Source organism: Streptomyces sp. NPDC039465, assembly GCF_055639315.1.
Genome location: NZ_JBVKAP010000008.1, coordinates 1 through 20,941 on the forward strand (window position 1 = coordinate 1; position 20,941 = coordinate 20,941).

Annotated in this window: 17 protein-coding genes and 6 pseudogenes; 11 read left to right on the forward strand and 12 right to left on the reverse strand. The window is 69.4% G+C overall.

What is annotated here, in order from left to right; genetic code table 11:
* From ACZ7LT_RS25140 to ACZ7LT_RS25160, 5 genes and pseudogenes are all read right to left on the reverse strand, one after another.
* Window positions 1-130, reverse strand: a pseudogene (locus ACZ7LT_RS25140) (DUF4097 family beta strand repeat-containing protein); the annotation flags it as partial.
* Between the two features lie 302 nt (window positions 131-432).
* Entirely contained in the window at window positions 433-1,890 is a 1,458-nt protein-coding gene (locus ACZ7LT_RS25145; protein WP_471238640.1) for a dihydrolipoyl dehydrogenase family protein, read from the reverse strand.
* A gap of 18 nt (window positions 1,891-1,908) precedes the next feature.
* Window positions 1,909-3,030 (reverse strand): annotated as a pseudogene (locus ACZ7LT_RS25150) (ferritin-like domain-containing protein); the annotation flags it as partial.
* Between the two features lie 38 nt (window positions 3,031-3,068).
* Entirely contained in the window at window positions 3,069-3,731 is a 663-nt protein-coding gene (locus tag ACZ7LT_RS25155) for a hydrolase (protein ID WP_471238362.1), read from the reverse strand.
* A gap of 357 nt (window positions 3,732-4,088) precedes the next feature.
* Window positions 4,089-4,694 carry a recombinase family protein gene (locus ACZ7LT_RS25160; protein WP_471238363.1) on the reverse strand — a complete coding sequence of 202 codons (606 nt, stop codon included), beginning with the start codon at window positions 4,692-4,694 and terminating at the stop codon, window positions 4,089-4,091.
* A gap of 216 nt (window positions 4,695-4,910) precedes the next feature.
* Here ACZ7LT_RS25160 and ACZ7LT_RS25165 point away from each other — a divergent pair, with 216 nt between their 5' ends.
* The 3 genes from ACZ7LT_RS25165 to ACZ7LT_RS25175 are packed head-to-tail and all read left to right on the forward strand — an operon-like array spanning window position 4,911 to window position 7,212.
* On the forward strand, window positions 4,911-5,315 hold the full coding sequence (locus ACZ7LT_RS25165; protein WP_471238364.1) for a GntR family transcriptional regulator: 405 nt from the start codon (window positions 4,911-4,913) through the stop codon (window positions 5,313-5,315).
* Window positions 5,312-6,208, forward strand: coding sequence for an ABC transporter ATP-binding protein (locus ACZ7LT_RS25170; RefSeq protein ID WP_471238365.1), 897 nt, complete (start codon window positions 5,312-5,314; stop codon window positions 6,206-6,208). The genes ACZ7LT_RS25165 and ACZ7LT_RS25170 overlap by 4 nt, the downstream gene beginning before the upstream one ends.
* Complete coding sequence (locus ACZ7LT_RS25175; RefSeq protein WP_471238366.1) at window positions 6,205-7,212, forward strand: transporter; 1,008 nt, start codon at window positions 6,205-6,207, stop codon at window positions 7,210-7,212. The genes ACZ7LT_RS25170 and ACZ7LT_RS25175 overlap by 4 nt, the downstream gene beginning before the upstream one ends.
* A gap of 163 nt (window positions 7,213-7,375) precedes the next feature.
* On the opposite strand, the gene ACZ7LT_RS25180 is transcribed toward ACZ7LT_RS25175, so the two are convergent.
* The 5 genes from ACZ7LT_RS25180 to ACZ7LT_RS25200 form a co-directional block, all read right to left on the reverse strand.
* Complete coding sequence (locus tag ACZ7LT_RS25180) at window positions 7,376-9,478, reverse strand: Tn3 family transposase (protein ID WP_471238367.1); 2,103 nt, start codon at window positions 9,476-9,478, stop codon at window positions 7,376-7,378.
* Window positions 9,451-9,783 (reverse strand): hypothetical protein, encoded by a 333-nt coding sequence (locus ACZ7LT_RS25185; RefSeq protein ID WP_471238368.1) that lies wholly within the window; start codon window positions 9,781-9,783, stop codon window positions 9,451-9,453. The genes ACZ7LT_RS25180 and ACZ7LT_RS25185 overlap by 28 nt, the downstream gene beginning before the upstream one ends.
* Window positions 9,738-10,358: a DUF4158 domain-containing protein gene (locus tag ACZ7LT_RS25190; RefSeq protein ID WP_471238369.1), complete on the reverse strand. Its 621-nt coding sequence runs from the start codon at window positions 10,356-10,358 to the stop codon at window positions 9,738-9,740. The genes ACZ7LT_RS25185 and ACZ7LT_RS25190 overlap by 46 nt, the downstream gene beginning before the upstream one ends.
* Window positions 10,359-10,564: 206 nt before the next feature.
* Window positions 10,565-11,740, reverse strand: coding sequence for a cation:proton antiporter (locus ACZ7LT_RS25195; RefSeq protein ID WP_471238370.1), 1,176 nt, complete (start codon window positions 11,738-11,740; stop codon window positions 10,565-10,567).
* 5 nt (window positions 11,741-11,745) lie between these two features.
* Entirely contained in the window at window positions 11,746-12,225 is a 480-nt protein-coding gene (locus ACZ7LT_RS25200; RefSeq protein WP_471238371.1) for a cation:proton antiporter regulatory subunit, read from the reverse strand.
* Window positions 12,226-12,814: 589 nt separating this feature from the next.
* Here ACZ7LT_RS25200 and ACZ7LT_RS25205 point away from each other — a divergent pair.
* The 6 genes and pseudogenes from ACZ7LT_RS25205 to ACZ7LT_RS25230 all read left to right on the forward strand — a co-directional run.
* Window positions 12,815-13,072, forward strand: a pseudogene (locus tag ACZ7LT_RS25205) (cation:proton antiporter regulatory subunit); the annotation flags it as partial.
* Between the two features lie 9 nt (window positions 13,073-13,081).
* Complete coding sequence (locus tag ACZ7LT_RS25210; protein WP_471238372.1) at window positions 13,082-14,299, forward strand: cation:proton antiporter; 1,218 nt, start codon at window positions 13,082-13,084, stop codon at window positions 14,297-14,299.
* Between the two features lie 133 nt (window positions 14,300-14,432).
* The gene (locus ACZ7LT_RS25215; RefSeq protein ID WP_471238373.1) at window positions 14,433-15,485 is read left to right on the forward strand and encodes a PucR family transcriptional regulator; all 1,053 of its coding nucleotides are present in this window, start codon (window positions 14,433-14,435) and stop codon (window positions 15,483-15,485) included.
* A gap of 138 nt (window positions 15,486-15,623) precedes the next feature.
* Window positions 15,624-16,130: a hypothetical protein gene (locus ACZ7LT_RS25220; protein WP_471238374.1), complete on the forward strand. Its 507-nt coding sequence runs from the start codon at window positions 15,624-15,626 to the stop codon at window positions 16,128-16,130.
* 52 nt (window positions 16,131-16,182) lie between these two features.
* Complete coding sequence (locus ACZ7LT_RS25225) at window positions 16,183-17,607, forward strand: flotillin family protein (RefSeq protein WP_471238375.1); 1,425 nt, start codon at window positions 16,183-16,185, stop codon at window positions 17,605-17,607.
* A gap of 187 nt (window positions 17,608-17,794) precedes the next feature.
* A pseudogene (locus tag ACZ7LT_RS25230) lies at window positions 17,795-17,977 on the forward strand (hypothetical protein); the annotation flags it as partial.
* Window positions 17,978-18,078: 101 nt separating this feature from the next.
* Here ACZ7LT_RS25230 and ACZ7LT_RS25235 read toward each other — a convergent pair.
* Together ACZ7LT_RS25235 and ACZ7LT_RS25240 are read right to left on the reverse strand one after the other, a co-directional pair.
* Window positions 18,079-19,131: an SPFH domain-containing protein gene (locus ACZ7LT_RS25235; RefSeq protein WP_471238376.1), complete on the reverse strand. Its 1,053-nt coding sequence runs from the start codon at window positions 19,129-19,131 to the stop codon at window positions 18,079-18,081.
* Window positions 19,132-19,134: 3 nt separating this feature from the next.
* Window positions 19,135-19,566, reverse strand: a complete 432-nt coding sequence (locus ACZ7LT_RS25240; protein WP_471238377.1) for an NfeD family protein — start codon at window positions 19,564-19,566, stop codon at window positions 19,135-19,137.
* 375 nt (window positions 19,567-19,941) lie between these two features.
* On the opposite strand from ACZ7LT_RS25240, the pseudogene ACZ7LT_RS25245 reads away from it, so the two are divergent.
* Together ACZ7LT_RS25245 and ACZ7LT_RS25250 are read left to right on the forward strand one after the other, a co-directional pair.
* A pseudogene (locus ACZ7LT_RS25245) lies at window positions 19,942-20,448 on the forward strand (cation:proton antiporter); the annotation flags it as partial.
* Window positions 20,449-20,765: 317 nt separating this feature from the next.
* Window positions 20,766-20,900, forward strand: a pseudogene (locus ACZ7LT_RS25250) (MbtH family NRPS accessory protein); the annotation flags it as partial.
* Window positions 20,901-20,941 lie beyond the last annotated feature (41 nt).

Consider the following 20,941-nt stretch of genomic DNA (forward strand, 5'->3'; position numbering starts at 1 on the left):
GGCTCTTGGCGGCGTCCGCGGGCCGGACCTCGACCGTGGTGTCGGCCCGGTCGGCGGCGATGAACTGGATACGGCCCGCGGGGATGTCGAGGACGACGGAGACCGGGGCGGGGGTGGCGAACGTCTGCATGGTGTTTCTCCTTCATCGGTGCTGCGGGCCCCGTCGGCCCGCTGCTTTCTGACAGGTGAAACGCTACGTTGCATTCGAAAGTCCGGCAATGACTTCGTTGCTCATGAGCGACATAACCGCAGGTCAAGTCCCTGAAATCGTTGCAATGTCCGTGAGGCCTAATGCAACACCCGCCCTCTGGACGTTGCAACGACGTGAGAGTGAACGCTATAGCGAGGGCACCACCTTTCCTTGTCGGGTGGTGCCGCGTTCGGATGTGCTCGGGCGGGCGGGTGCGCCGGTTGGGCGGGAGGGGCCTCGCCTCAGAGGCCGTACGCCTCCAGGCGCCGGAGCCAGACCTCGCTCACCGTCGGGAAGGCGGGCACGGCGTGCCGGAGGCGCTCGAGGGGAATCTCGCCCACGATGGCGACGGTGGCCGTGTGGATGAGTTCGGTGGCCATCGGGCCGGTGAGGGTGCAGCCGACGACGACGCCCCGGGTCTCGTCGACGACGAGCTTGGCGTGGCCGCGGTAGTCGTCCGCGTGGAGCGCGGCTCCGGCGACGTCGTCGATGCGGTACTCCACCGTGCGTACCGCGAGACCCGCTTCGCGTGCCGCGCGCTCCGTGAGACCGACACTCGCGACCTCGGGACGGGTGAAGACGGCCTGCGGGACGGCGACATGGTCGGCTTCCGCGCTCCACGGCTGCAGGCCGCCGATATCGGCCGGGCGCCCCGCGGCTCGCTCGGCGATCGCCGCCGCGCAGGCGCGTCCCTGGTACTTGGCCATGTGGGTCAGCGGCGCACGGTGGTTCACGTCGCCGACGGCATAGAGCCAGTCGCCCTCGACTGCCGTGACGCGGCAGGTGTCGTCGACCAGGAGCCAGTCGCCTGCCGGCAGTCCGACAGAGTCCAGGCCGAGGTCCGCGGTGCGCGGGCGCCGGCCGACGGCGGCGAGGACCTCGTCGCAGACGAGGGTGGTGCCGTCGTCGGTGTCCACGGTCACCGTACGGGTGTCCTCGTCACGGGCGAATCGGACGGCCGAGACCCCGAAGTGGATCGTGACGCCCAGATCGCGCAGCCCCCGGGTGACCTCATCGGCCGCGCACGGCTCCCAGCCGGTCAGCAGAGCCTGGTCGCGAACGAGCAGGGTGACGGAGGAACCGAGCGAGCTCCAGGCGGTGGCCATCTCGCAGGCCACCACTCCCCCGCCGATGACGACGAGCCGCGCGGGCACCGCGTCGGCCGTGGTGGCCTGCCGGCTGGTCCACACGCCGATCCCGCCGAGCCCTTCGACCGGCGGCAGCACGGGTTCCGTTCCGGTGCAGACCACGACCGCGCACCGGGCCCGCAGGGCACGGACCGTGCCGTCGGCCCCGGTCACCTCCACCCGGCGCTCACCGGCGAGCCGTCCGTGCCCCCGTACGAGCACGATGCCCGCACCGTCGAGCCAGTCGGTCTGGCCCGTGTCGTCACCGCGCCCGGTGAAGCGGTCACGGCGGGCCAGGACGCGCGCCGGGTCGAGTGGCACCGTGACCGCCTGCCGTGCCCCGTCGACCGAACGGGCGGCCTCCCGGGCGGCGCCGGGACGCAGCAGGGCCTTGCTCGGCACACAGGCACGGTAGGAGCACTCGCCGCCGACCGCCTCGGCCTCGACGACGACGGCGGTCAGCCCCGATCGGACGGTCCGGTCGGCGACGACCTCGCCGCCCGGCCCGCCGCCGACCACGACGACGTCGTACGCGGCCTCGTGGGCGTGGGCCTCCTCGTACGGGCGCTCCATCAGCACCAGAGGGGTGTCCACGAGGTGCTCGGCCAGGAACCACACCTGCGCCTCGCCGGTCCGGATGACCTCGGATACGAGCAGGTCGGCGCTGCCCTCGTCACCCTCCGCCGAGATCCGGGCGGCGGCGTCCCGCGCGTCGATCAGGATCCGCTCATGCGCGTCGAGGATCCGCGACAGCATGACGGGCACCGGCTCCACGCCGTCCGGCGGGCGGGGGATCGCCGTCAGCTCCGCGACGTGGCGCGGGTCCCCGACGGCGACGCCGCCGAGGCTCTGGACCCGCTCGGCCAGCGCGTCCACGATGGCCAGTTGGGCCTCCGCGTGCTTGTCCAGCATCAGGTGGAGTGAGTAGAAGGTCGCCCCGCGCATGAGCCAGTGGTGCTTCTTGTAAAGGGAGTAGAGGATCTGCGTGTCGGCGAGTACGCGGTTCAGCCGCTGACAGGCGTACATGCGGGTGTCGTGGCCGAGGCCGATCGGCAGCTGCTTGAGCGTGCCGAACGCCTGCGTCTCGGCGCCCTTCTGATGCAGCAGCGGCTGGCCGCCGCCGTGCGGGGTCGTGATGGTGTCCATCGAGTGTTCCTGTTCGGGAAAGAGGGTGGGAAGGGCCCGGCCGCCCGGTCGGGGGTACGCGGGCGACCGGACCCGGTCTGCGCGGCTCGCGCTCAGCGCTCGGCGATCGCCGGGGCGGCGGGCCGGTGCAGGACGAGCCGGGTGAGCAGTCCGCTGCCGAGACCGGCCACGACCGCGGGGGGGCGCCCACCACAGCGGGTACGGCGTGAGGCCGAGGACCGCGTCGAGGGACCAGGCGCCGGGTCCGGTGGCGGCCAGGGCGGCGGCGGTGCCGACGAGGACGAGCGGGTACTCGTATCCGTCGTTCTGCACCCAGAGCCCGTGGCGCCATTTCACGGTGAGCGCGACCGTCATGACCCCGATGACGCCGGTCGCGGCGAGCGGGGTCAGGAAGCCGGCGGCGAGCAGCAGACCCGATCCGATCTGGCCACCGCCTGCGGCCAGGGCGGTGAGGGCCCCGCCGCGGAATCCGTCGGCGCGGAACTCCTCCGTGCCGCCCTCGAGTCCCCTGCCGCCCAGATGCGAGCTGACCTTCTGCACACCGTGGCCGGCGACGAGCAGTCCCACCAGCAGACGCAGGATCAGAATGCCGGTGTCCAAGGAGGTCAGCCGGCCGCGTGCGCGCCGATGACGCTCTGCGCGTACACGACGCCCAGGCCGTACGCACCCGCGTGGGCCTTGACGATCTCCATGACCGCGGGGTAGGTCTCCTGGCGCGCCCAGTCGCGCTGCAGCTCAAGCAGCACCTGCACCCAGGTCACGGGCACCGCGCCGGCGGCCAGCATCCGCTGCAGCGCGTGCTCGTGGGCGGCCGGGCTGACACCGCCGGAGGCGTCGGAGACGACGTACACCTCGTAACCCTGCTCCAGGGCGGAGAGCGCGGGCAGCACGAGGCAGACCTCGGTCCACAGACCTGACAGGATGATCTTCTTGCGCCCGGTCGCCTTGACCGCCGCGACGAGCGCCTCGTCCTCCCAGGCGTTCATGGTGGTGCGGTCGATGACCTCGTGCTTGGGGAACACCTCGGCGAGCTGCGGCAGCAGCGGCCCGGAGAACGACTCGGCGGCGACCGTGGTCAGCACGGCCGGCACGTCGAAGGCCTGAGCCGCCTTGGCGAGACCCACGGTGCTGTTGATGATCGCGGCGCGGTCGCCGCTGCCGGTGCCGAAGAACATCTGCGGCTGGTGGTCGACGAAGAGCATGACCGCGTTGTCGGGGGTGAGCAGGTCCGCGCTGGGGGCAGCCTGCACCTTGTTGATGTCGAACATGAGGGGTCCTTTCGAGGCAATCGACAGTGCGCCCGCCGCCTCTGCGGCTCGGCACTCCTTCAAGCTACGAGCGCCCCGACCGACCGCGTTGACCTACTGCGCCCAGGAGTTGGCACGAAAACGCACAGCCGGTCATGCCGATCCCCAGGGCGGCGCATGCGGGCCGAGCCTCACGGCCCGATACGGTGCGTAGCTGCCTGGCTCCCCCGCCCGAGGACAGTCGCCTCTCCCTTCTTGATGCGTTCCATACGCAATATGCACGGGATGTCCTCCTCCTTGCAGCCGGATCCTCGCCGCGCACGGAGATGGCCCCGGAGTCCTAGCCCGGACATCAGGGAGCAAGTAACCCACCGGTAGCTATCTCGGCTTCGTGATCGTGCTCTTCTTCGGTTGGCGTGGGACGGTCTTGGTCTTGTCGAGGTGTCCGTACACCGTGGAGCGGGGCACGTTGAACATGTCGGCGATCTGCTGGACGGTCTTCTCCTGCTCGTCGTAGAGCTGCTGGGCGAGCGCGGCCTGGTCCTCGGTGAGCCTCGGTCGGCGTCCGCCGACCCGGCCGCGGGCCCGGGCGGAGGCGAGGCCGTCGTTGGTGTTCGCCACGATCAGCTCGCGCTGCAGCTCGGCGAGCACCGACAGCATGCCGAACATCGCCCGGCCCTCCATGGTGGCGGTGTCGATGCCCTGCTCGATGACGTGCAGCCCGATGCTGCGCTCGCGCAGGTCCGCGCCGAGGGTCACCAGGTGGAGCACCGAGCGGGAGAGCCGGTCGAGCCTGGTGACCTTCAGCGTGTCGCCCTCGCGCAGCAGCTGCATGACGAGGTCGAGCTTTGGCCGGGACGCCTTTGCGCCGCTCGCGGTGTCAACGTGGATGTTGTCGCGGTCGACGCCGACCCGCGGCAGTGCGTCGATCTGGTCATCGGGGTTCTGGTCGGAAGTCGAGACCCGCGCGTAGCCGATGAGCATGTGTCGGAATCTATCGGCCGGACCGTTCACCGACGTTGATTCCCGACGCGAGTTGCCGACACTGCCCACCTGCGGGTTCGTGATCACGGGTCCGAGTGTCGGCAGACGGTGGCGAGCGCCAACCATGCGCTGGTTCCCCTCGGTGGCTGGCGCCCGCAGTGCACGCCTTGCCGAAATAGTCGACGCAGAGCGCTATAGTGCTAGGCAACTAGATAAATGGAGGAACCGATGATTGAGTTCCACCTGAACAGCCGGTCCGGCCTGTCCCCGTACCAGCAGCTGGTCCAACAGGTGCGTCACGCACTGCGCCTCGGCCTGCTGAAGGAGGGGGACCGGCTACCGACGGTCAAGGACGTGGCGAAGCAGATGGCGGTCAACCCGAACACGGTACTCAAGGCGTACCGGGAGCTGGAGCACGACGGCCTGGTGGCCGCCCGTCCCGGCGTCGGGACGTTCGTAACCCGGACGCTGGCCGACGGCACGCTCGCCGCGCACGGACCGCTGCGCAAGGACCTGCAGCGCTGGCTGACCAAGGCCCGCCTGGCCGGGCTCGACGACGAGAGCATCGAGGCGCTGTTCGTGAACACATTTCGCAACGCCGCCGGAGAGGACGTAGCGTGAGCGCCGTCTTACGAGCCCAGGGCCTGGGCAAGAGGTACAAGCAGCGCTGGGCGCTGCAGAACTGCGACCTGGACGTCCCCGCCGGCCGGGTGGTCGGCCTGGTCGGCCCCAACGGTGCCGGCAAGTCGACCTTGTTGAAACTGGCCTCCGGCATGCTGACCCCGACGGCCGGCACCATCGAGGTGTGCGGTGGCCGTCCTGCCGACGGTGTGGAACAGCTGGCCAAGGTCGGCTTCGTCGCCCAGGACACCCCGACCTACTCCGCGCTGAGCGTCGCCGACCACCTCGACTTCGGCAAGCGCCTCAACCCGAACTGGGACGACGCCGTGGCGCGCGACCGGATCCGTCGCCTCGGTCTGGACCCCAAGCAGCGGGCCGGCAAGCTGTCCGGCGGCCAGCGCGCGCAGCTCGCTCTCACCCTGGGCATCGCCAAGCGCCCGGAACTGCTCATCCTGGACGAGCCGGTCGCGGCCCTGGACCCGCTCGCCCGACGGGAGTTCATGCAGGACCTGATGGAGGCCGTCGCCGAGCACGAGCTGAGCGTCGTGCTCTCCTCCCACCTGGTCTCCGACGTGGAGCGAACCTGCGACTACGTCATCGTCCTGGTCGACTCCCGGGTGCAGGTGGCCGGCGACATCGACGACCTGGTCGCCTGCCACCACCGGCTCACCGGACCGCGCCGGGACCCGAACACGCTCCCGGCCGGTCAGCACGTCATCACCGCCAGCCACACCGACCGGCAGACCACCCTCCTGGTGCGCACCGACACCGCGGTCCACGATCCGTCCTGGACCGTCAGCCCGCTCGATCTGGAAGACATTGTCCTGGCCTACATGACCCGGCCCGCCGATGCGGTTCGTGACACCCGACCCGCACTGGAGGTACTCCGATGATCTGGCTGACCTGGCGCCAGTTCCGCACCCAGGCCGCCGTGATGTTCGCCGCGGTGGCTGCCCTCGCCGCCACCCTCGCGGTCACCGGACCGCAGCTGGCCAACCTCTACCGGACGGCCGGCAGCAGCCTGGTGGACCAGGTCTCCAGTTCGGACCAAACCGTCTACTACGCCGGCCTGCTGGTTGTGCTTGCCGTGCCGGCGGTCATCGGAATGTTCTGGGGCGCGCCGCTGATCTCCCGTGAGCTGGAGACCGGCACCCACTACCTCGCGTGGAACCAGGGCGTCACCCGCACCCGCTGGCTGGCGACCAAACTGGGCCTCGGTACGGCGGCCGCCATGACCGTCGCCGGACTGGCCTCACTCGCGGTGAGCTGGTGGAGCAGCCCCATCGACCGGGCTGTCAACGGCGGCGGCGCGACGGACACGTACTTCCCGCGGCTCGACCCCGTGGCCTTCGCCGCACGGGGTGTCGTCCCCATGGCCCATGCCGCCTTCGCCTTCGTCCTGGGCGTCGCCCTCGGCCTCGTCATCCGCCGCACCCTGCCCACGATGGCCACCACGTTCGCCCTCTACGCCGCCGTCCAGATCTCCGCGCCGATGTGGATCCGGCCCCACCTGGCTGCCACGGAGCGGATCACCGTGCCGATCGAGCCCGGCGGCGCCCCCATCAGCATCCAGGACGGCGCCAAGCAGATCGTCGTGCATCCCGAGGTGCCCGGTGCCTGGGAAACCTCCCAGCAGACGCTGAACGCCGCAGGTCAGCCGACCTCCGTGCCGTCGTCCTTCGCCGACTGCCTGCACACCGAGTCGGGCCCGCCCGCCCTGCAGCAATTCGACCGCTGCCTCGCCGACCTCGGCGCCCTGGGCTACAAGCAGCAGGTGACGTACCAGCCCGCCGGGAACTTCTGGGCCCTTCAATGGGCCGAGACCGGGCTCTATCTCGGCCTCGCCCTGGCCCTGACCGGGTTCTGCGCCTGGTGGATCCGCCGCCGAGTGACCTGACAGACGCCAGCCCCACTACAGGAGTAGCCGTGAGGGGCAGCCGGGACCCGGCCGCCCCTCACGGACTTGGCGGGGTCCTCTCACCATTCAAGATCAAGCTCGCCGATATCGGCTGTCCCGGTGACCCAAGGCCGGTACAGGCACCGGCCCGTCGGCACGGGGCTCACCTCGGTTCCGCCAGGGCCCGGTCGGAGGCGTCCGCCGGGGTGCGGGGACCGGGCACTGAAAGAAGCGGCGCGAGATCGAGTCGCTTGTCCATCTCCAGGCGGAAGGTTCCGTACGGGTTGATGTTGGACCAGAACAGCGCGGTGAGCCCGCGCCGGTCCTCGTCCGAGAGCTTCTTCGCCCAGGCAGGTTCGGCGAGGACCTTCTGAAGCAGCAGCGTGTTGACGTGCACGAGCGCGGACTGGAGCAGGTGCAGGGCGAGCATAGAGGTCTCGGCGTGTTCCTTGTCCGGGCCGGTGAGCGCACCGTCCTTGCCGTAGTGGAGCACGGTGTTCGCCGAATTCCAGTTCTCCACGACCTGGAGCCCGCCGTGGATCTCCCGGCGCAGGCCGGGAGCGGCGAGGTAGTCGCAGGCGAAGACCGTACGGACCGCGCGGCCGAGTTCTTCGAGCCCGGCGTACGTGGGGTGCTTGGGCCCGCCGCGGGTGAAGCGCCGCAGCACCTGCTCCGCCTCCGCCGTCCCCAGCCGGAGCGCAGTGGCGTACTTGACCATCTGGTCGTACTGCTGCTCGATCAGGTCCCGCCTGATGGCACGGGTCAGGGAGGCGCCAAGCGCCGGCCAGCCGGGCGGGTCGTCGTCCGGGCGGTACAGGCGGATGCTGCCGATGTTCTTCAGCCGGGGCAGCAGGCGGAAGTTGAGCAGCTCGGTGAAGGCGAACCCAACGACAGACGCGCCGTGTGTGTCGACGTAGTTCGACTCGATCTCGGCATCCGTGCAGTGCCGCAGCAGTCCCTCGATCATCGCGGCAACCTCGGACGACGAACAGGACTTCAGCTGCGAGTAGATGCAGACGTTCTTCCGCTCCACGTGCCAGTAGATCATCACGCCGTTGCCGCCGTAGCGTGCGTGGTACTCGGTCATGAAGTTGCTGGACCAGGACCCGAACTTCTTCGAGTCCGAGGCACACGCGTTTCCCTGCCCCCACCACGCGGTGTCGCGGGCGGAGAAGGTGGCGTTGACCAGCCGGGTGACGGCGGCGCGGAGGTTGTCGACGGTGATGAAGTGCCGCCTGATATGGCGCAGAGCGACTTCACTCTCGCCATGCTCGCCGGTCGCGACGATCGAGCGGATGCCCATGTTGGTGCCCAAGGCGAACAGCGCGAGCAGCAGACGGCGCTGGAGGGTGGCCCGGTCGATGCGCTCGTACGCGGCGACGGAGGTGAACTCGTCGGTGAAGCCGGAAAGGAAGTCGGCGTTCTTCAGCACGTCCAGGAGATCGAGGACTCCCCATCGGCGTACGACCTCGTCCTTGAGTGCCTGGAGGCCGGTCGGCTCGTCCAGCCTCTCCAGCTTCGGCACGGTGATCCACGGGTCGCCGTGCCGCGTGGTCACCTTCACCCCGCCCGCCGAGCCGTCCGCGATCGCCGCCGACAACCTGTCCAGGCCCTCGGTCATCCGCTGCTTCAGGCTCGTGGTGAACGCCTGCGGGTCCTGGGGCTGGCGGATAGCCGCGTAGTGCACGGTGCGGGCGGCCTCGAAGTCGCCCGGCAGGTCGTCCTCCGGATTTCGCCAGCGCAAGGCCCCCTCGACGTAGATCTCCCGGCGCCGGATCGCGTCCCGCAGCGCGACCAGGACGCACAGCTCGTACGGGATACGTTCGGCCTTGCCCTTGTCGTCCACGACGGCCTCGCGCCAGTCCTTGCGTACGACGCCATCCATCGGCACCGTGTCGCCGGCGTCGTAGAAGCGGGTCTTGCCGTCGACCTCCGCGTACTTCTCCAGCAGCGCCATCGCGTCCATCACGGGCCGGTAGGCGGTGTTGTTGCACTTGAAGCCCAGTGTCCTCAGTAGCGGCGGCAGCATCTGCCGGTAGTACGAGCTGTAGGAGGACCGCAGGGTGGTGCGGACCTTGGCCTTGAAGACCTTCTCGTTCGCCTTCGCCTCCGCGACCAGGTCGCGCAGCGTCTTCTCACCGACCACCGGGTAAAGGGCCTCGCGTACCACGTCGTCGGGCTTGCCGATCGCCGCGTCAGCGAGCTTGAAGAGGATGCCTTCCTTGCCCCGGACCTTCTTCAACTCCGCGGTGAGCTGCCTCTCCACCGCCGCTCGGCACGCGCGTTGATCTTGTGGACCAGGGCCACCAGTAGCTCCACCAGAGCGTCAGTGATCTCCGCCTGACGAGAAGAGCACAGGGCCGCGAGCAGTGTGATCCGGGCGTCCTCGGCGGTGTCCCGGAAGTCCGAGGGGTACATCTTGATCGCCCTCGACCGCCACGCGGCCAGCAGCTCTTCCGAGCAGTCCGCGAACAGTCCCTGGGGAAGCCCGAGTTTGCGCACGTCGTTCAGTTTGTTGATCTCCGTCAGGAGCGAGTCCAGGCCGACCGCGCCGGGATCACGCTTGAGCAAGGCCAGCAGGCCGGCACCGTCCTCGTTTCCTCCGCGACCATTGCAAGCAGCCGGGCCACGCCGACGTCGCCCAGGCGCTCGATGGTCCGGGCGCAGAACGCCTTCTCCCACCGGTTGCGGGCGGCGACCAGTACCTTCTCGATCCGGGTCCGGCCCGGCGGCTCGATCTTCCTCGCCCGGCACTCGACCAGCAGGGCCTCCCGCTGTCGGTCCTCCACCAGCTCTACCGGGCACACCTCCACCGCCAGCCACGCGGTCAGCCGCTCCTCGTCGTCCAGCGTCGCAGGCCGGAAGTGCAGGGCTTCCCGGATCTGCTTCCGGTGCCGCTTCGCCCCCGCCAGGTCGTACTTCGCAAGCTCGGTCGCAGGGACCTTCACCAGACCGGCGACGTACTCGACAGCGGGCTGCGGGAACTCCTCGATGAACTCCGGGAACCGGCCCTCCATCTCGAAGAACTTGAGCATCAGGCAAAAGCCGAGCCGGGTCCGACCGGTCTTGTTCGCCACCAGGTCCCAGTCGCCGTCCACCAGCGTCCAGCACGCCACCACGTCTTCCGGCGACCACTCCTGCCGCACACCCGCCCCATTTCGCCGCCCCACCCTGGGATTCGCTCGTTCAGCCCAACGAGGCGCACGACGACGAGAAACGGGAGACCTGACCCAGCGAAAGCTACCGGCGGGTTACTTGCTTCCTGGTGTCCGAGCTAGGACTACGGGGCCGAGATTGCCGGCGCACCAGCGTGGACGGAGGCGGTAGACGCACGCGCGGGTCTCGGTTGTGGCTACCGCGCGCCGTCCGGGGATCCGAGCGAGCGGGTCTTGCGCAAGGGAAGGGTGCTGGCGGACCGGGTCAGGAGGGGGCCCACGAGCGCGAGGACGAAGACGTATGCGGTGACCAGGGGGACGAGTGAGTCGTGCATCGTGCCTACGAGGCCGACGATCACCAGAGAGAACTCACCTCGGGCAATGAGCACGGTCCCGGCGCGCAGTCGGCCTCTCCGGCCCACGTGGTCGCGTGCGGCGGCGAACCGTCCGGTGGCTACTTTGGTGACGGCGGTGACAGCGGCGAGCGCAAGAGCCGCGGGAAGGACGGGCAGGAGATCGCCGGGGTCGACTGACAGCCCGATGGCCAGGAAGAACACCGCCGCGAACAGATCCCGCAGTGGACCGAGGACGGCGCGGGTACGGGTCGCGGTCTCGCCCGTAAGGGTGAGACCGACGAGGAACGCCCCGACCGCGGCCGAGGCGTGCACGGCTTCGGCCAGAGCGGCGACGATGAGCGTGAGGCCCAGGACACGCAGGAGCAGTTGCTCGGCGTCCGGGTGGGCGACGAGCCTGCCGACGTGGTGACCCCACCGGTACGAGGCCGTGAACGCGATGACGACGGCGCCCACGGCAGCGAGCACGCCGAGTACCGCCTGCCACCACTGGCCACCTGATGCGAGTACGGCGAGCACCGGCAGGTAGGCGGCCATGGCGCAGTCCTCGATGACCAGCACCGACAGGACCGCCGGGGTCTCGCGGTTGCCCAGGCGCTGCAGGTCGGACAGCAGGCGGGCGACGATTCCGGAGGAGGAGATGTACGTGGCGCCGGCCAGGGCGAAGATCCCGATGCCGTCCATGCCCAGAAGCCACCCGGCCACGGCCCCGGGGACGGCGTTCAGCCCCAGGTCCACCAGGGCGGACGGCACGTGCCGTCTGACCCCCACCGCGAACTCGGGCAGCGAGAACTCCAGGCCCAGGGCGAGCAGTAGCAGGACAATGCCGATCGCGGCACCGGTCTCGACGAACTCACCGGCCGCGGGCACGGGGGCGACGCCGCCCTCACCGATGGCGAGACCGGCGAGCAGGTAGAGCGGAATGGGCGAGAGGGTGAAGCGTCGCGCCAGCGTCCCGAGCACGCTCAGAACGGCGAGGATCACTCCCAGCTCCAGGAGCAGGGCGACCGGCGTACGCACGCCGCTCAGCCCCGGATGATCTGTTCCACGCCCGCGATGCCCTCGTGGGTGCCGATCACCACCAGCACATCCCCGCCGCGGAGGACTTCCCCTGGGGTGGGTGAGGCGATCACATCCTCACCTCGTACGATCGCGACGACCGACGCGCCGGTACGGGTCCGCGCCCGCGTGTCTCCCAGCGGCCGGCCGTCGTACGCACTGCCCGAGGCCACCTCGACTTGCGCGGACATCAATCCCGGGACTTCTTTGGTCAGGTCCGCGAACCGCTCCGCGATCCGTGGAGCTCCCAGGATCTCGGCGACCGCGTCGGCTTCCTCGTCATTGAGCTGGAGCACCGGCCGGCCTTCGTCCGGGTCCTCTTCCCGGTAGACGACCAGATCGAAGTCACCCGTCCGCCGGGCCACCACACCCACCCGGTCACCCAGATGGTTCGTGAACTCGTACCGCAGCCCCACACCTGGCAGAAGTACCTCGGTGACATCCATGTCGCCATCATCAAGGGACACCGGGGCTCCGGCATGCGGCGAGAGGCCACGCGGGGAATGCCCGGGCGCTCCCCCGCTGGCGGCCGACAGCCGCTGACCGCCAAGCGGCCTGCTGATGACGACGGTTCGCGGGCCGATCCTGCCATCGAGCCCAAAAACCCAGGGGATTCGCACCCCAGTTCTCTACTTTACGAAGATTGCCCCCTATCTCCTACGCTAGAATCCTTTACCGAGCCATTACGCTCCATTGAGCATGCGGGCGCTCATCTTTGCGGACCGTTGCGGCGGCCATCGATGTCAGCGGAACGGGGGATCACGTGCGACGACGCTTCAACGCCCCAGACCTGCCCCTCGCCCACTCGGATCACCGCTGCTCCTCGTCCCGCGCCCTCCGGGCAGTCCGCGTCGACAACGCCCCTCGCGGCAGCGTGCCTGATACCAACGGCAGCGGCTCCGGCGACCAGCGCCTCTGACGCATCCATGTTCCGGATGCTCGCACTTCCCGGACCGCGTACCTGACGGTCCGTGCGCCTCGAGGTCCGCATGAAGGCCACTGGTCTCGCCCTGCGTCGCTGAGCCCACCTACGACGACCCCGTCGCCCACCTGCACCAGCACATCGAGATCGACCTGGCCATCGAACACGTACCCGTCACCAAGCGATCGCCGGACGCCTGCCCGGCTCCTCCCAGGCGCGCACACGCACCGGGGCATCGATCATCGCCGTCCTGCGCCGCACCGCAGCGTTCCCCCCGCCCGTACCCGACTTCCGTTTTCGCGACCGGCGACACCCTCGTCGTCGGCACCCGCGAAGGCGTACATGCCGTCGCCGAACTCATCACCGGAGGACGTAGGCCCGTGCACAACACCACAGTCATGCTCATCGAGCTCGGAGCGATCATCCTCAGTCTGGGACTCCTAGGACGACTCGCAGGACGCGTGGGCTTCTCCCCCATACCCCTCTACCTGCTCGCCGGACTCGCCTTCGGCCACGGTGGCATACTCCCGCTTACCGCAAGCGAGGAGTTCACCGCCACCGGCGCCGAGATCGGCGTCATCCTCCTCCTGCTGCTGCTCGGCCTGGAGTACAGCGCCTCCGAACTCGTGACCAACCTCAAGACGCAGTACCCATCCGGCGCCATCGACTTCGTCCTGAACGCGGCGCCGGGCGCGGCCGCCGCCCTTCTCCTGGGCTGGGGCCCCGTCGCGGCTGTCGCCCTGGCCGGCGTCACCTGGATCTCCTCCTCCGGCGTCATCGCCAAGGTCCTCGGCGACTCCGGCCGTCTGGGCAACCGCGAAACGCCTGTCGTCCTCGGCGTCCTGGTCATCGAAGACCTGGCCATGGCCCTCTACCTGCCCATCCTCACCGCTCTGCTCGCAGGCGTAAGCCTGGCGGGCGGCGCCCTCACCCTGCTGATCTCGCTCGGAACCGTCGGCGCCGTTCTCTACCTCGCCCTGCGCCACGGGCGTCTCATCAGCCGTGCGGTCTCGTCGGACAACGCCGAAATGCTCCTCCTCGTCGTCCTCGGCCTGACGCTCCTGGTCGCGGGCATCGCCCAGGAACTCCAGGTCTCCGCCGCCGTCGGCGCCTTCCTCGTCGGCATCGCCCTGTCCGGCGAGGTCGCTGAAGGAGCCAGCACCCTGCTGACCCCGCTACGCGACCTGTTCGCCGCCGTCTTCTTCGTCTTCTTCGGCCTGTCCACCGACCCCGCGGACATCCCGCCCGTACTCGCCCCCGCCCTGATCCTCACGGTCGTGACCGCACTCACGAAGATCGCCACCGGCTGGTTCGCGGCACGCCGCGCGGGAATCAAGACCGCGGGCCGCTGGCGCGCAGGCGGCACCCTCGTCGCACGCGGCGAGTTCTCCCTCGTCATCGCCGGCCTCGCCGTCGGCGTCGAGCCCCGCATCGGCCCCCTCGCCACCGCCTACGTTCTGATCCTCGTCATCGTCGGCCCGCTCGCCGCCCGCTGGACCGAACCCCTCGCCCGCCGTCTCACCCGCCGCCGCCCGCCTGTGGCGCCGGTCGCCATGCCCGCAGCGGAGCGCATCGACCCCGCATACACCAGCAGGTGAGCAAGCGGGGCGGGCGCGGCGTACGGCAGCGGAGGCCGCCCGGGCCGGCGACTGTGGCCCGCGGGCAGGGTCGACGAGCACAAGACCACGAAGAGAACCGTCACTTCATCAAGAACCAGGGGGACGCCAACCGGTGCAGCAGACAACGCCGACGAGCTTCTTGGAGGGCTACGGCCAGATCATCGCCGAGGCATCGACGACCGGTCGCCGCCTCACGCGCGCCGAGCTGGAATCACGCCGTGCACTTGGCGCGAAGGCCGCTGAAGCCGGGCATGGATGGCGCGCTCTGGTCCGCGACCATCTCGCGGCCAGCCGAGTACCCCGGCCCGCGTCAACCGACCTGGACAGTGTCCTCAGCGCCGTCGAGCAGGCCATCGACGCCTTCGCCGAGGGGTACGAGCACGCACAGCGGCTCGTCGTACGAAGAGAGGAGGCGGCTCGGCGCGAGTTCATCGACGACCTCCTCCATGGCCGCAGAGACGCGGGACATCTCTCCGCTCGCTCCGAGCGGTTCGGGCTCCGCCTGTCCCGCACGCACGCGGTCGCGGTCGCCGAAGGTCCCACCGAGTACGACGAAACCGACCCCGTGCCCAGGGAAGTGCAGGCCGGCCTGTTCGCCCGATTCGAAAGACGCCGCATCCTGTTCACCACCAAGGACGGCCGCATGGTGTGCATCGCGCCGGCCGACCAGGACGACGTACTCGTCCACTTCGCCAAGCGAGCACACGCGGCGACCGACGGCGGCCAGGTCGCGATCGGGCGGCCCCGCCCGGGCGCGGGCGGCATCGGCCACAGCTACGAAGAGGCCCTCAACGCGCTCGACGTCGCGCGCCGCATGGGCTTCGAGGAGCCCCTTCTGCGCGCCGCCGACCTGTTGGTCTTCCCCGTCCTCGCCCGCGACCGGCAGGCACTGGTGGACCTGGTGGACAGCACGCTCGGGCCCCTGGAGCAGGCACGTGGCGGCCCGCAACCACTGATCCACACCCTCATCGCGTACTTCGACACCGGCTGCGTTTCCACCGAAGCGGCGCGACGGCTGTCGTTGAGCGTACGAGCCCTCACCTACCGTCTCGAACGCATCCACACCCTCACCAACCTCAACCCGAACGACCCCATGCACCGCTACACGCTCCACACCGCGGTCATCGGCGCGCGACTGCTCGACTGGCCGACCAGGCGGTCCTGAACGGCGCCTGCCGAGGCGGGCACGAGAGCGGCATCAAGAACGCGAAAAGGTTGCCGAAGACCGGCAGTGAACTTCTGTACGAGTCGGTGCGACCATGCCGTGGACGGCGCAGGCGGCACCAGTCGAAGGAGCGGGGACATGGTCTGGTTTCTCGGTCTCGGCATCGGGGGTCTGGTGCTGCTGGTCCTGTCCCTGGTCTTCGACGGGGTGCTGGAGGGGGTCCTCGACGGTATCGGCGGGGGGCTCGACGGGATTCTGTCGTTGCCGGTGATCGCCGGGTTCGTGTCGATGCTGGGGTTCACCGGCGCGATCACACTCGGCACCACCGGCCTGGGGGCGGGGGCCGCCACTGGTGCGGGCGTGGCCACGGGGGTTGTCGCCGCATGGCTGACCTGGAGGTTCAGCCGGGCACTCATGCGCGACGGCGCCGCGCCCGCACCCAGGGGCGAGGACTTGACGGGCACGTCGGGTTCGGTGGTGACAGCGATCCCGGTGGACGCGTACGGCGAGGTTCTGCTCCATCTCGCCGGTCAGCCGGTGAAGTACGCGGCGAAATCCGCCGCACCCGTCGCGCGCGGCACGGAAGTCTGGGTGGAGTCCGTCCTGTCGGCGACGTCGGTCGTCGTCCGCCCGGTCGAACGCTGACCCCCGTCGTATTCAGTTCACTCAACCCGGCTCGAACCAAGGGGAACGCTTCATGAGCCCTGTCCTCACCGCTGTGGTGGGCATCGTCGTACTCGTCGTCCTGCTCGCCCTCGTCGTCATCACCCGTTACAAGGTCGCAGGACCGAGCGAGGCGTTCATCATCACCGGCCGGCGCGGCAAGCAGGCCACTGATCCCGCCACGGGGCGGGTGTTCACCGACAACAGCGGCCAGAAGGTCGTGGTCGGCGGCGGCGTGTTCGTCGTGCCCTTCGTGCAGCAGAAGTTCACCCTCGACCTGTCCAGCCGGCACATCCCCGTCGCCGTGCGCGGCGCGGTCACGCTGCGCGGGGTGAAGGCGAACCTGGAGGGCGTCGCGATCGTCAAGGTCGGAGGCACCGAGGACTCGATCCGGGCGGCCGCGCAGCGATTCCTGATGCAGCAGGACGGCATCGTCGGGTTCACGCAGGAAGTGCTGTCCGGCGCGCTGCGCTCCATCGTCGGCCGCATGTCGGTCGAGGACATCATCCGCGACAGGGCCGCGTTCGCCGGCCAGGTCGCCGAGGAAGCCGAGGCCAGCCTCTCCGGCCAGGGCCTGGTCCTGGACGCCTTCCAGATCCAGGACATCACCACGGAAGGCTCCTACCTGGAGGACCTAGGTCGGCCCGAAGCCGCCCGCGCCAAGCAGGAGGCGGACATCGCCGAGGCCGTCGCCCGCCGCGCCGCCGAACAGGCCCGGCTCAAAGCGGAGGAGGAGATCGCGATCGCCCAGCGGACCCTCTACCTGAAGCAGGCCGAGATCAAGGCACAGACCGACGAGGCCGCCGCCCAGGCCAACGCCGCGGGTCCGCTGGCCGAAGCCGACCGCCAGCAGCAGATCCTCGCCGAGCAGGAGAAGGTCGCCGAGCGCCAGGCGGCACTGACTGACCGGCAGCTCGACACCCAGGTCCGCAAGCCCGCCGACGCCGCCCGCTACCAGGCCGAACAGGAGGCCGAGGCCCGCCGCATCGCCCTGGTCAAGGAGGCCGAGGCCGACGCCCAGCGCTCCCGCCTCACCGGCGAGGGCGAGAAGGCCCACCGCGCGGCGCTCGCCGACGCCGTACGCATCGAGGGCGAGGCCGAGGCCGCCGCCATCGCCGCCAGGGGCTCCGCCGAGGCCGAGGCCATGGTGAAGAAGGCCGACGCCTTCGCCCAGTACGGCGACGCCGCCGTTCTTCAGATGCTCGTCGAGGTCTTGCCGCAGGTCGTGGCGAAGGCGTCCGAACCGCTGTCGGCCGTCGACAAGATGACCGTGATCTCCACCGACGGGGCGAGCCAGTTGTCGCGAACGGTCGCCGACAACGTCGCCCAGGGCATGGAACTCCTCAGCTCCACCACCGGAGTCGACCTGGCCCAGCTCCTCCAGAGCATCACGCAGAAGAAGACCGTGCCCACGTCGGCGACGCCGTCCGACAACGGAGCCATCGAGATCACCGAGTAGGCCAGGGCTCAGGGGGTGGGGGCGTGAAGTGTGGGCCTGGCCGGGGCAGCACTGCTCTCCGGCGTCATGTCCGACGACGGCCCCCTTTCAGGCGGCGAGGCCACTCATGGGCGGTACACCGTCGTTGACACCTCCGGCCCTCACCGCCGACGGGTCGACCGGACAGGGGGAGGGGAGGGTCGCCGAACCCACGTCCCGCCGCCCCGACCTCGCCAACCCCCACTCCGACGGCGAACACCCCCAACTGCTGTGGGACCTCCACCCCGGCTACGTCCTTCGTCCCCAGGATCGCGTCGTCATCGCGGCAACGCGCCAGGGCCTCGCCGAACTCCTCAGAACAGCACCATCCCACCGCACCACCCGGCAGTGACTCCAAGCCGGAGAGCTGCCGAGCCCCAACCACCCGCCCGAGAACACCACGCCGGCAAACACTCCGCTTGTGCATCCCGCCTGCCAGACGGGGGCCAACGGCTACTCCATGTCCGGTGCTTCCTGACGGCGGTCGGCGAGGGGACGTGAGCCTGTGTCGGCATCAGCCGCGTCGGCGAGGGCCTCGGCGGCGGCTTCCGCGGCCTGCGCCGCATCGTCGGCAGCCTGGGCGGCCGCCCTGTCCTCCACGGACGTTTCACGCGTGGCCGGCGACTGGGGCAGCACCTCGCTGAAGGCGCGGGACACCCCCTCCAGTGCGGACGTGACCTCGCTGGGGATCACCCAGAAGGTACTGCCCGCCCCTTGGGCAAGTTGGGGAAGCATCTGCATGTACTGGTAAGCGAGCAGCTTGGGGTCGGGGTCGTTGCGGTGCACGGCCTGGAACACCTCGTCGATGGCTCGCGACTGGCCCTCGGCCTTGAGGATCTCAGCCGTACGGTTACCCTCCGCCCGGAGGACGGCGGACTGCTTGTCGCCTTCGGCGGTGAGGATCTGCGACTGCCGTTGCCCCTCCGCTCCAAGAATCGCCGCCCGCTTGTCGCGCTCGGCACGCATCTGCTTCTCCATCGCGTCCTTGATGGACTGTGGAGGGTCGATGGCCTTGATCTCCACCCGGTTGACTCTCAGTCCCCACTTGCCGGTTGCCTCATCCAGCACGCCACGGAGCTGGTTGTTGATGGTGTCGCGCGAGGTAAGAGTCTTCTCCAGGTCCATGGAACCCACGACGTTGCGCAGGGTGGTGACGGTGAGCTGTTCGACGCCCTGGAGGAAATCGGCGATCTCATAGGCGGCCGCTCGTGGATCCGTGACCTGGAAGTACAGGACGGTATCGATCTCGACGACCAGATTGTCCTCGGTGATCACCGGTTGCGGCTTGAACGAGACGACCTGTTCCCGGAGGTCGATCACCGGGTACACCCGGTCGATGTAGGGGATGACGAGGTTGAGACCTGGCCTCAGCGTGCGCCGGTAGCGGCCTAGGCGTTCGACGTTGCGAGCGCGCGCTTGAGGCACGATGCGTACCGCCCGTACCACGGTGAAGACCGCGATCAGTGCGACGATCACGCCGGCTATGAGAAAGCCCGAGACTTCCATCGCTCACTCCCGGGGGTAGACGACGGCGGTGGCGCCATTGATTTCCATGACGTCGACGGTCGCTCCCGGGGGAATCACCAGTGTTTCGTCATAGGCGCGAGCCGTCCATTCCTCGCCGCCGATGCGGACCCTGCCACCCAGGCCCGTCACCTCCGAGACGACATAGGCGGACCTGCCCACCAGCGCGTCTACGCCGAACTTCTCCACCTCAGGCTTGAACAGGTGACGCACTGCGAGGGGGCGCACGAAAAACAAGCTGACCGCGGCCAGGAACGTGAAAACCAAGAACTGCAAAGGCAACGGAAGCCCCACCGCAGCGAACCCTGCCGTGGCCAGCCCAGCCACAGCCAGCAACCCGAGCGCAGCAGTGAGAGTAAAGATCTCCGCAACCGCCAGCACCCCCGCTGCAACCAACCAGATCAGCCACGGATCCATTGCGCCCTCCTGCCCCTGCGGCTTTCACGGAGGCATTCGATCCGTTTGCCCTTTACTGTGAATTTGCCCTTTTTCTGGACCCCAAACGTTTCCCGGGGTACCGGACAGGTCCCGCACGAGCATCGGGCCACCGTGTTGTGGCTGTGCGTGCGCGGTGGGCAGCGAACTCGCGCCCAGCCAGGGCGATGGCCGCGATGACTGAGGGTGCGCAGGCCGGGGCGGATGCGGTCAGGTCCGGTTCGGTTCGGTTCGGTTCGGTTCGGTCATCGGGCGTTCTCCCCCAGGTGGCCTTCAGCGGTAGCGCCCGTGACGTCCGTGGCGACACCCATATCCCGGCCCTGCTCGCACCTGGCAACATGAACCCTCGCCGCGCCCGGAATCGCCCTGTCCGGCGAGGTCGCCGAGGGCACCCACACGCTGCTGAGCCCGCTGCGGGACCTGTTCGCCGCGGTGTTCTTCGTCTTCTTCGGCCTGCACACCGACCCGGCCAGCATTCCGCCAGTGCTGCTGCCCGCACTCGCGCTGGCTGTCGTCACCGCCCTGACGAAGATCGCCACCGGCTACTGGGCCGCGAAGCGCGCCGGCGTCGGCGTCAAGGGCCGCTGGCGCGCCGGCGGAACTCTGGTCGCCCGCGGCGAGTTCTCCATCGTCATCGCCGGTCTCGCCGTCACCGCGGGCATCGAACCGGCGCTGGGGCCGCTGGCCACCGCGTACGTCCTCATCCTGGTCGTGATCGGGCCTCTGACCGCCCGCTACACCGAACCCGCGGCCGCCTGGATCAGCAAGCACCGCAGCCCTGACGGGCCACGCCCGGCCGCGATGCCGTCCCCAGCTGAGTCGCAAGGGGCCGTACCGGAACAGGACCCGGCCGGGCGCGCGTGAGCGAAGACGACTGGGCGGCGCTCACCAGCACGCACACCGTGCTGCCTCCCGCTGCACTGGCCGGCTACCTCGGCGGCGCCATCGGCTTCGCCCGCTGCCGCAGGCACTGACCGCTCTCAGCGCCCGCCGTTTGGGGGCGGTGCTTCGAGGTGTCCGTGCTCGCCGAGCCAGCGGGCGAGTTTGCCGCGCCGCCCGATGGCGCGCAGGCATTGTTCCGCGGCCGAGACGGCTATGTACCAAGGACACATAGGGTCCCGACCGTATAACATTTCACATGTCACACATCTCCCTCTGTACTCAGCGCGAAGGCGGATGTCATGCCCAGCCCTTTCGACGACCCGGCACGGCTGTACTCGATGCTCGTCAACGATCTCAGCGAGTACTGCCTGTGGCCGGACGAGTTAGAGGTTCCGCCAGGCTGGCAGGCCGTGCGAACCGGCCTCGGTTGGCAGGCAGCGATGGCAGTCGTCGACCGGTGCGCAAAGGCGCCTCG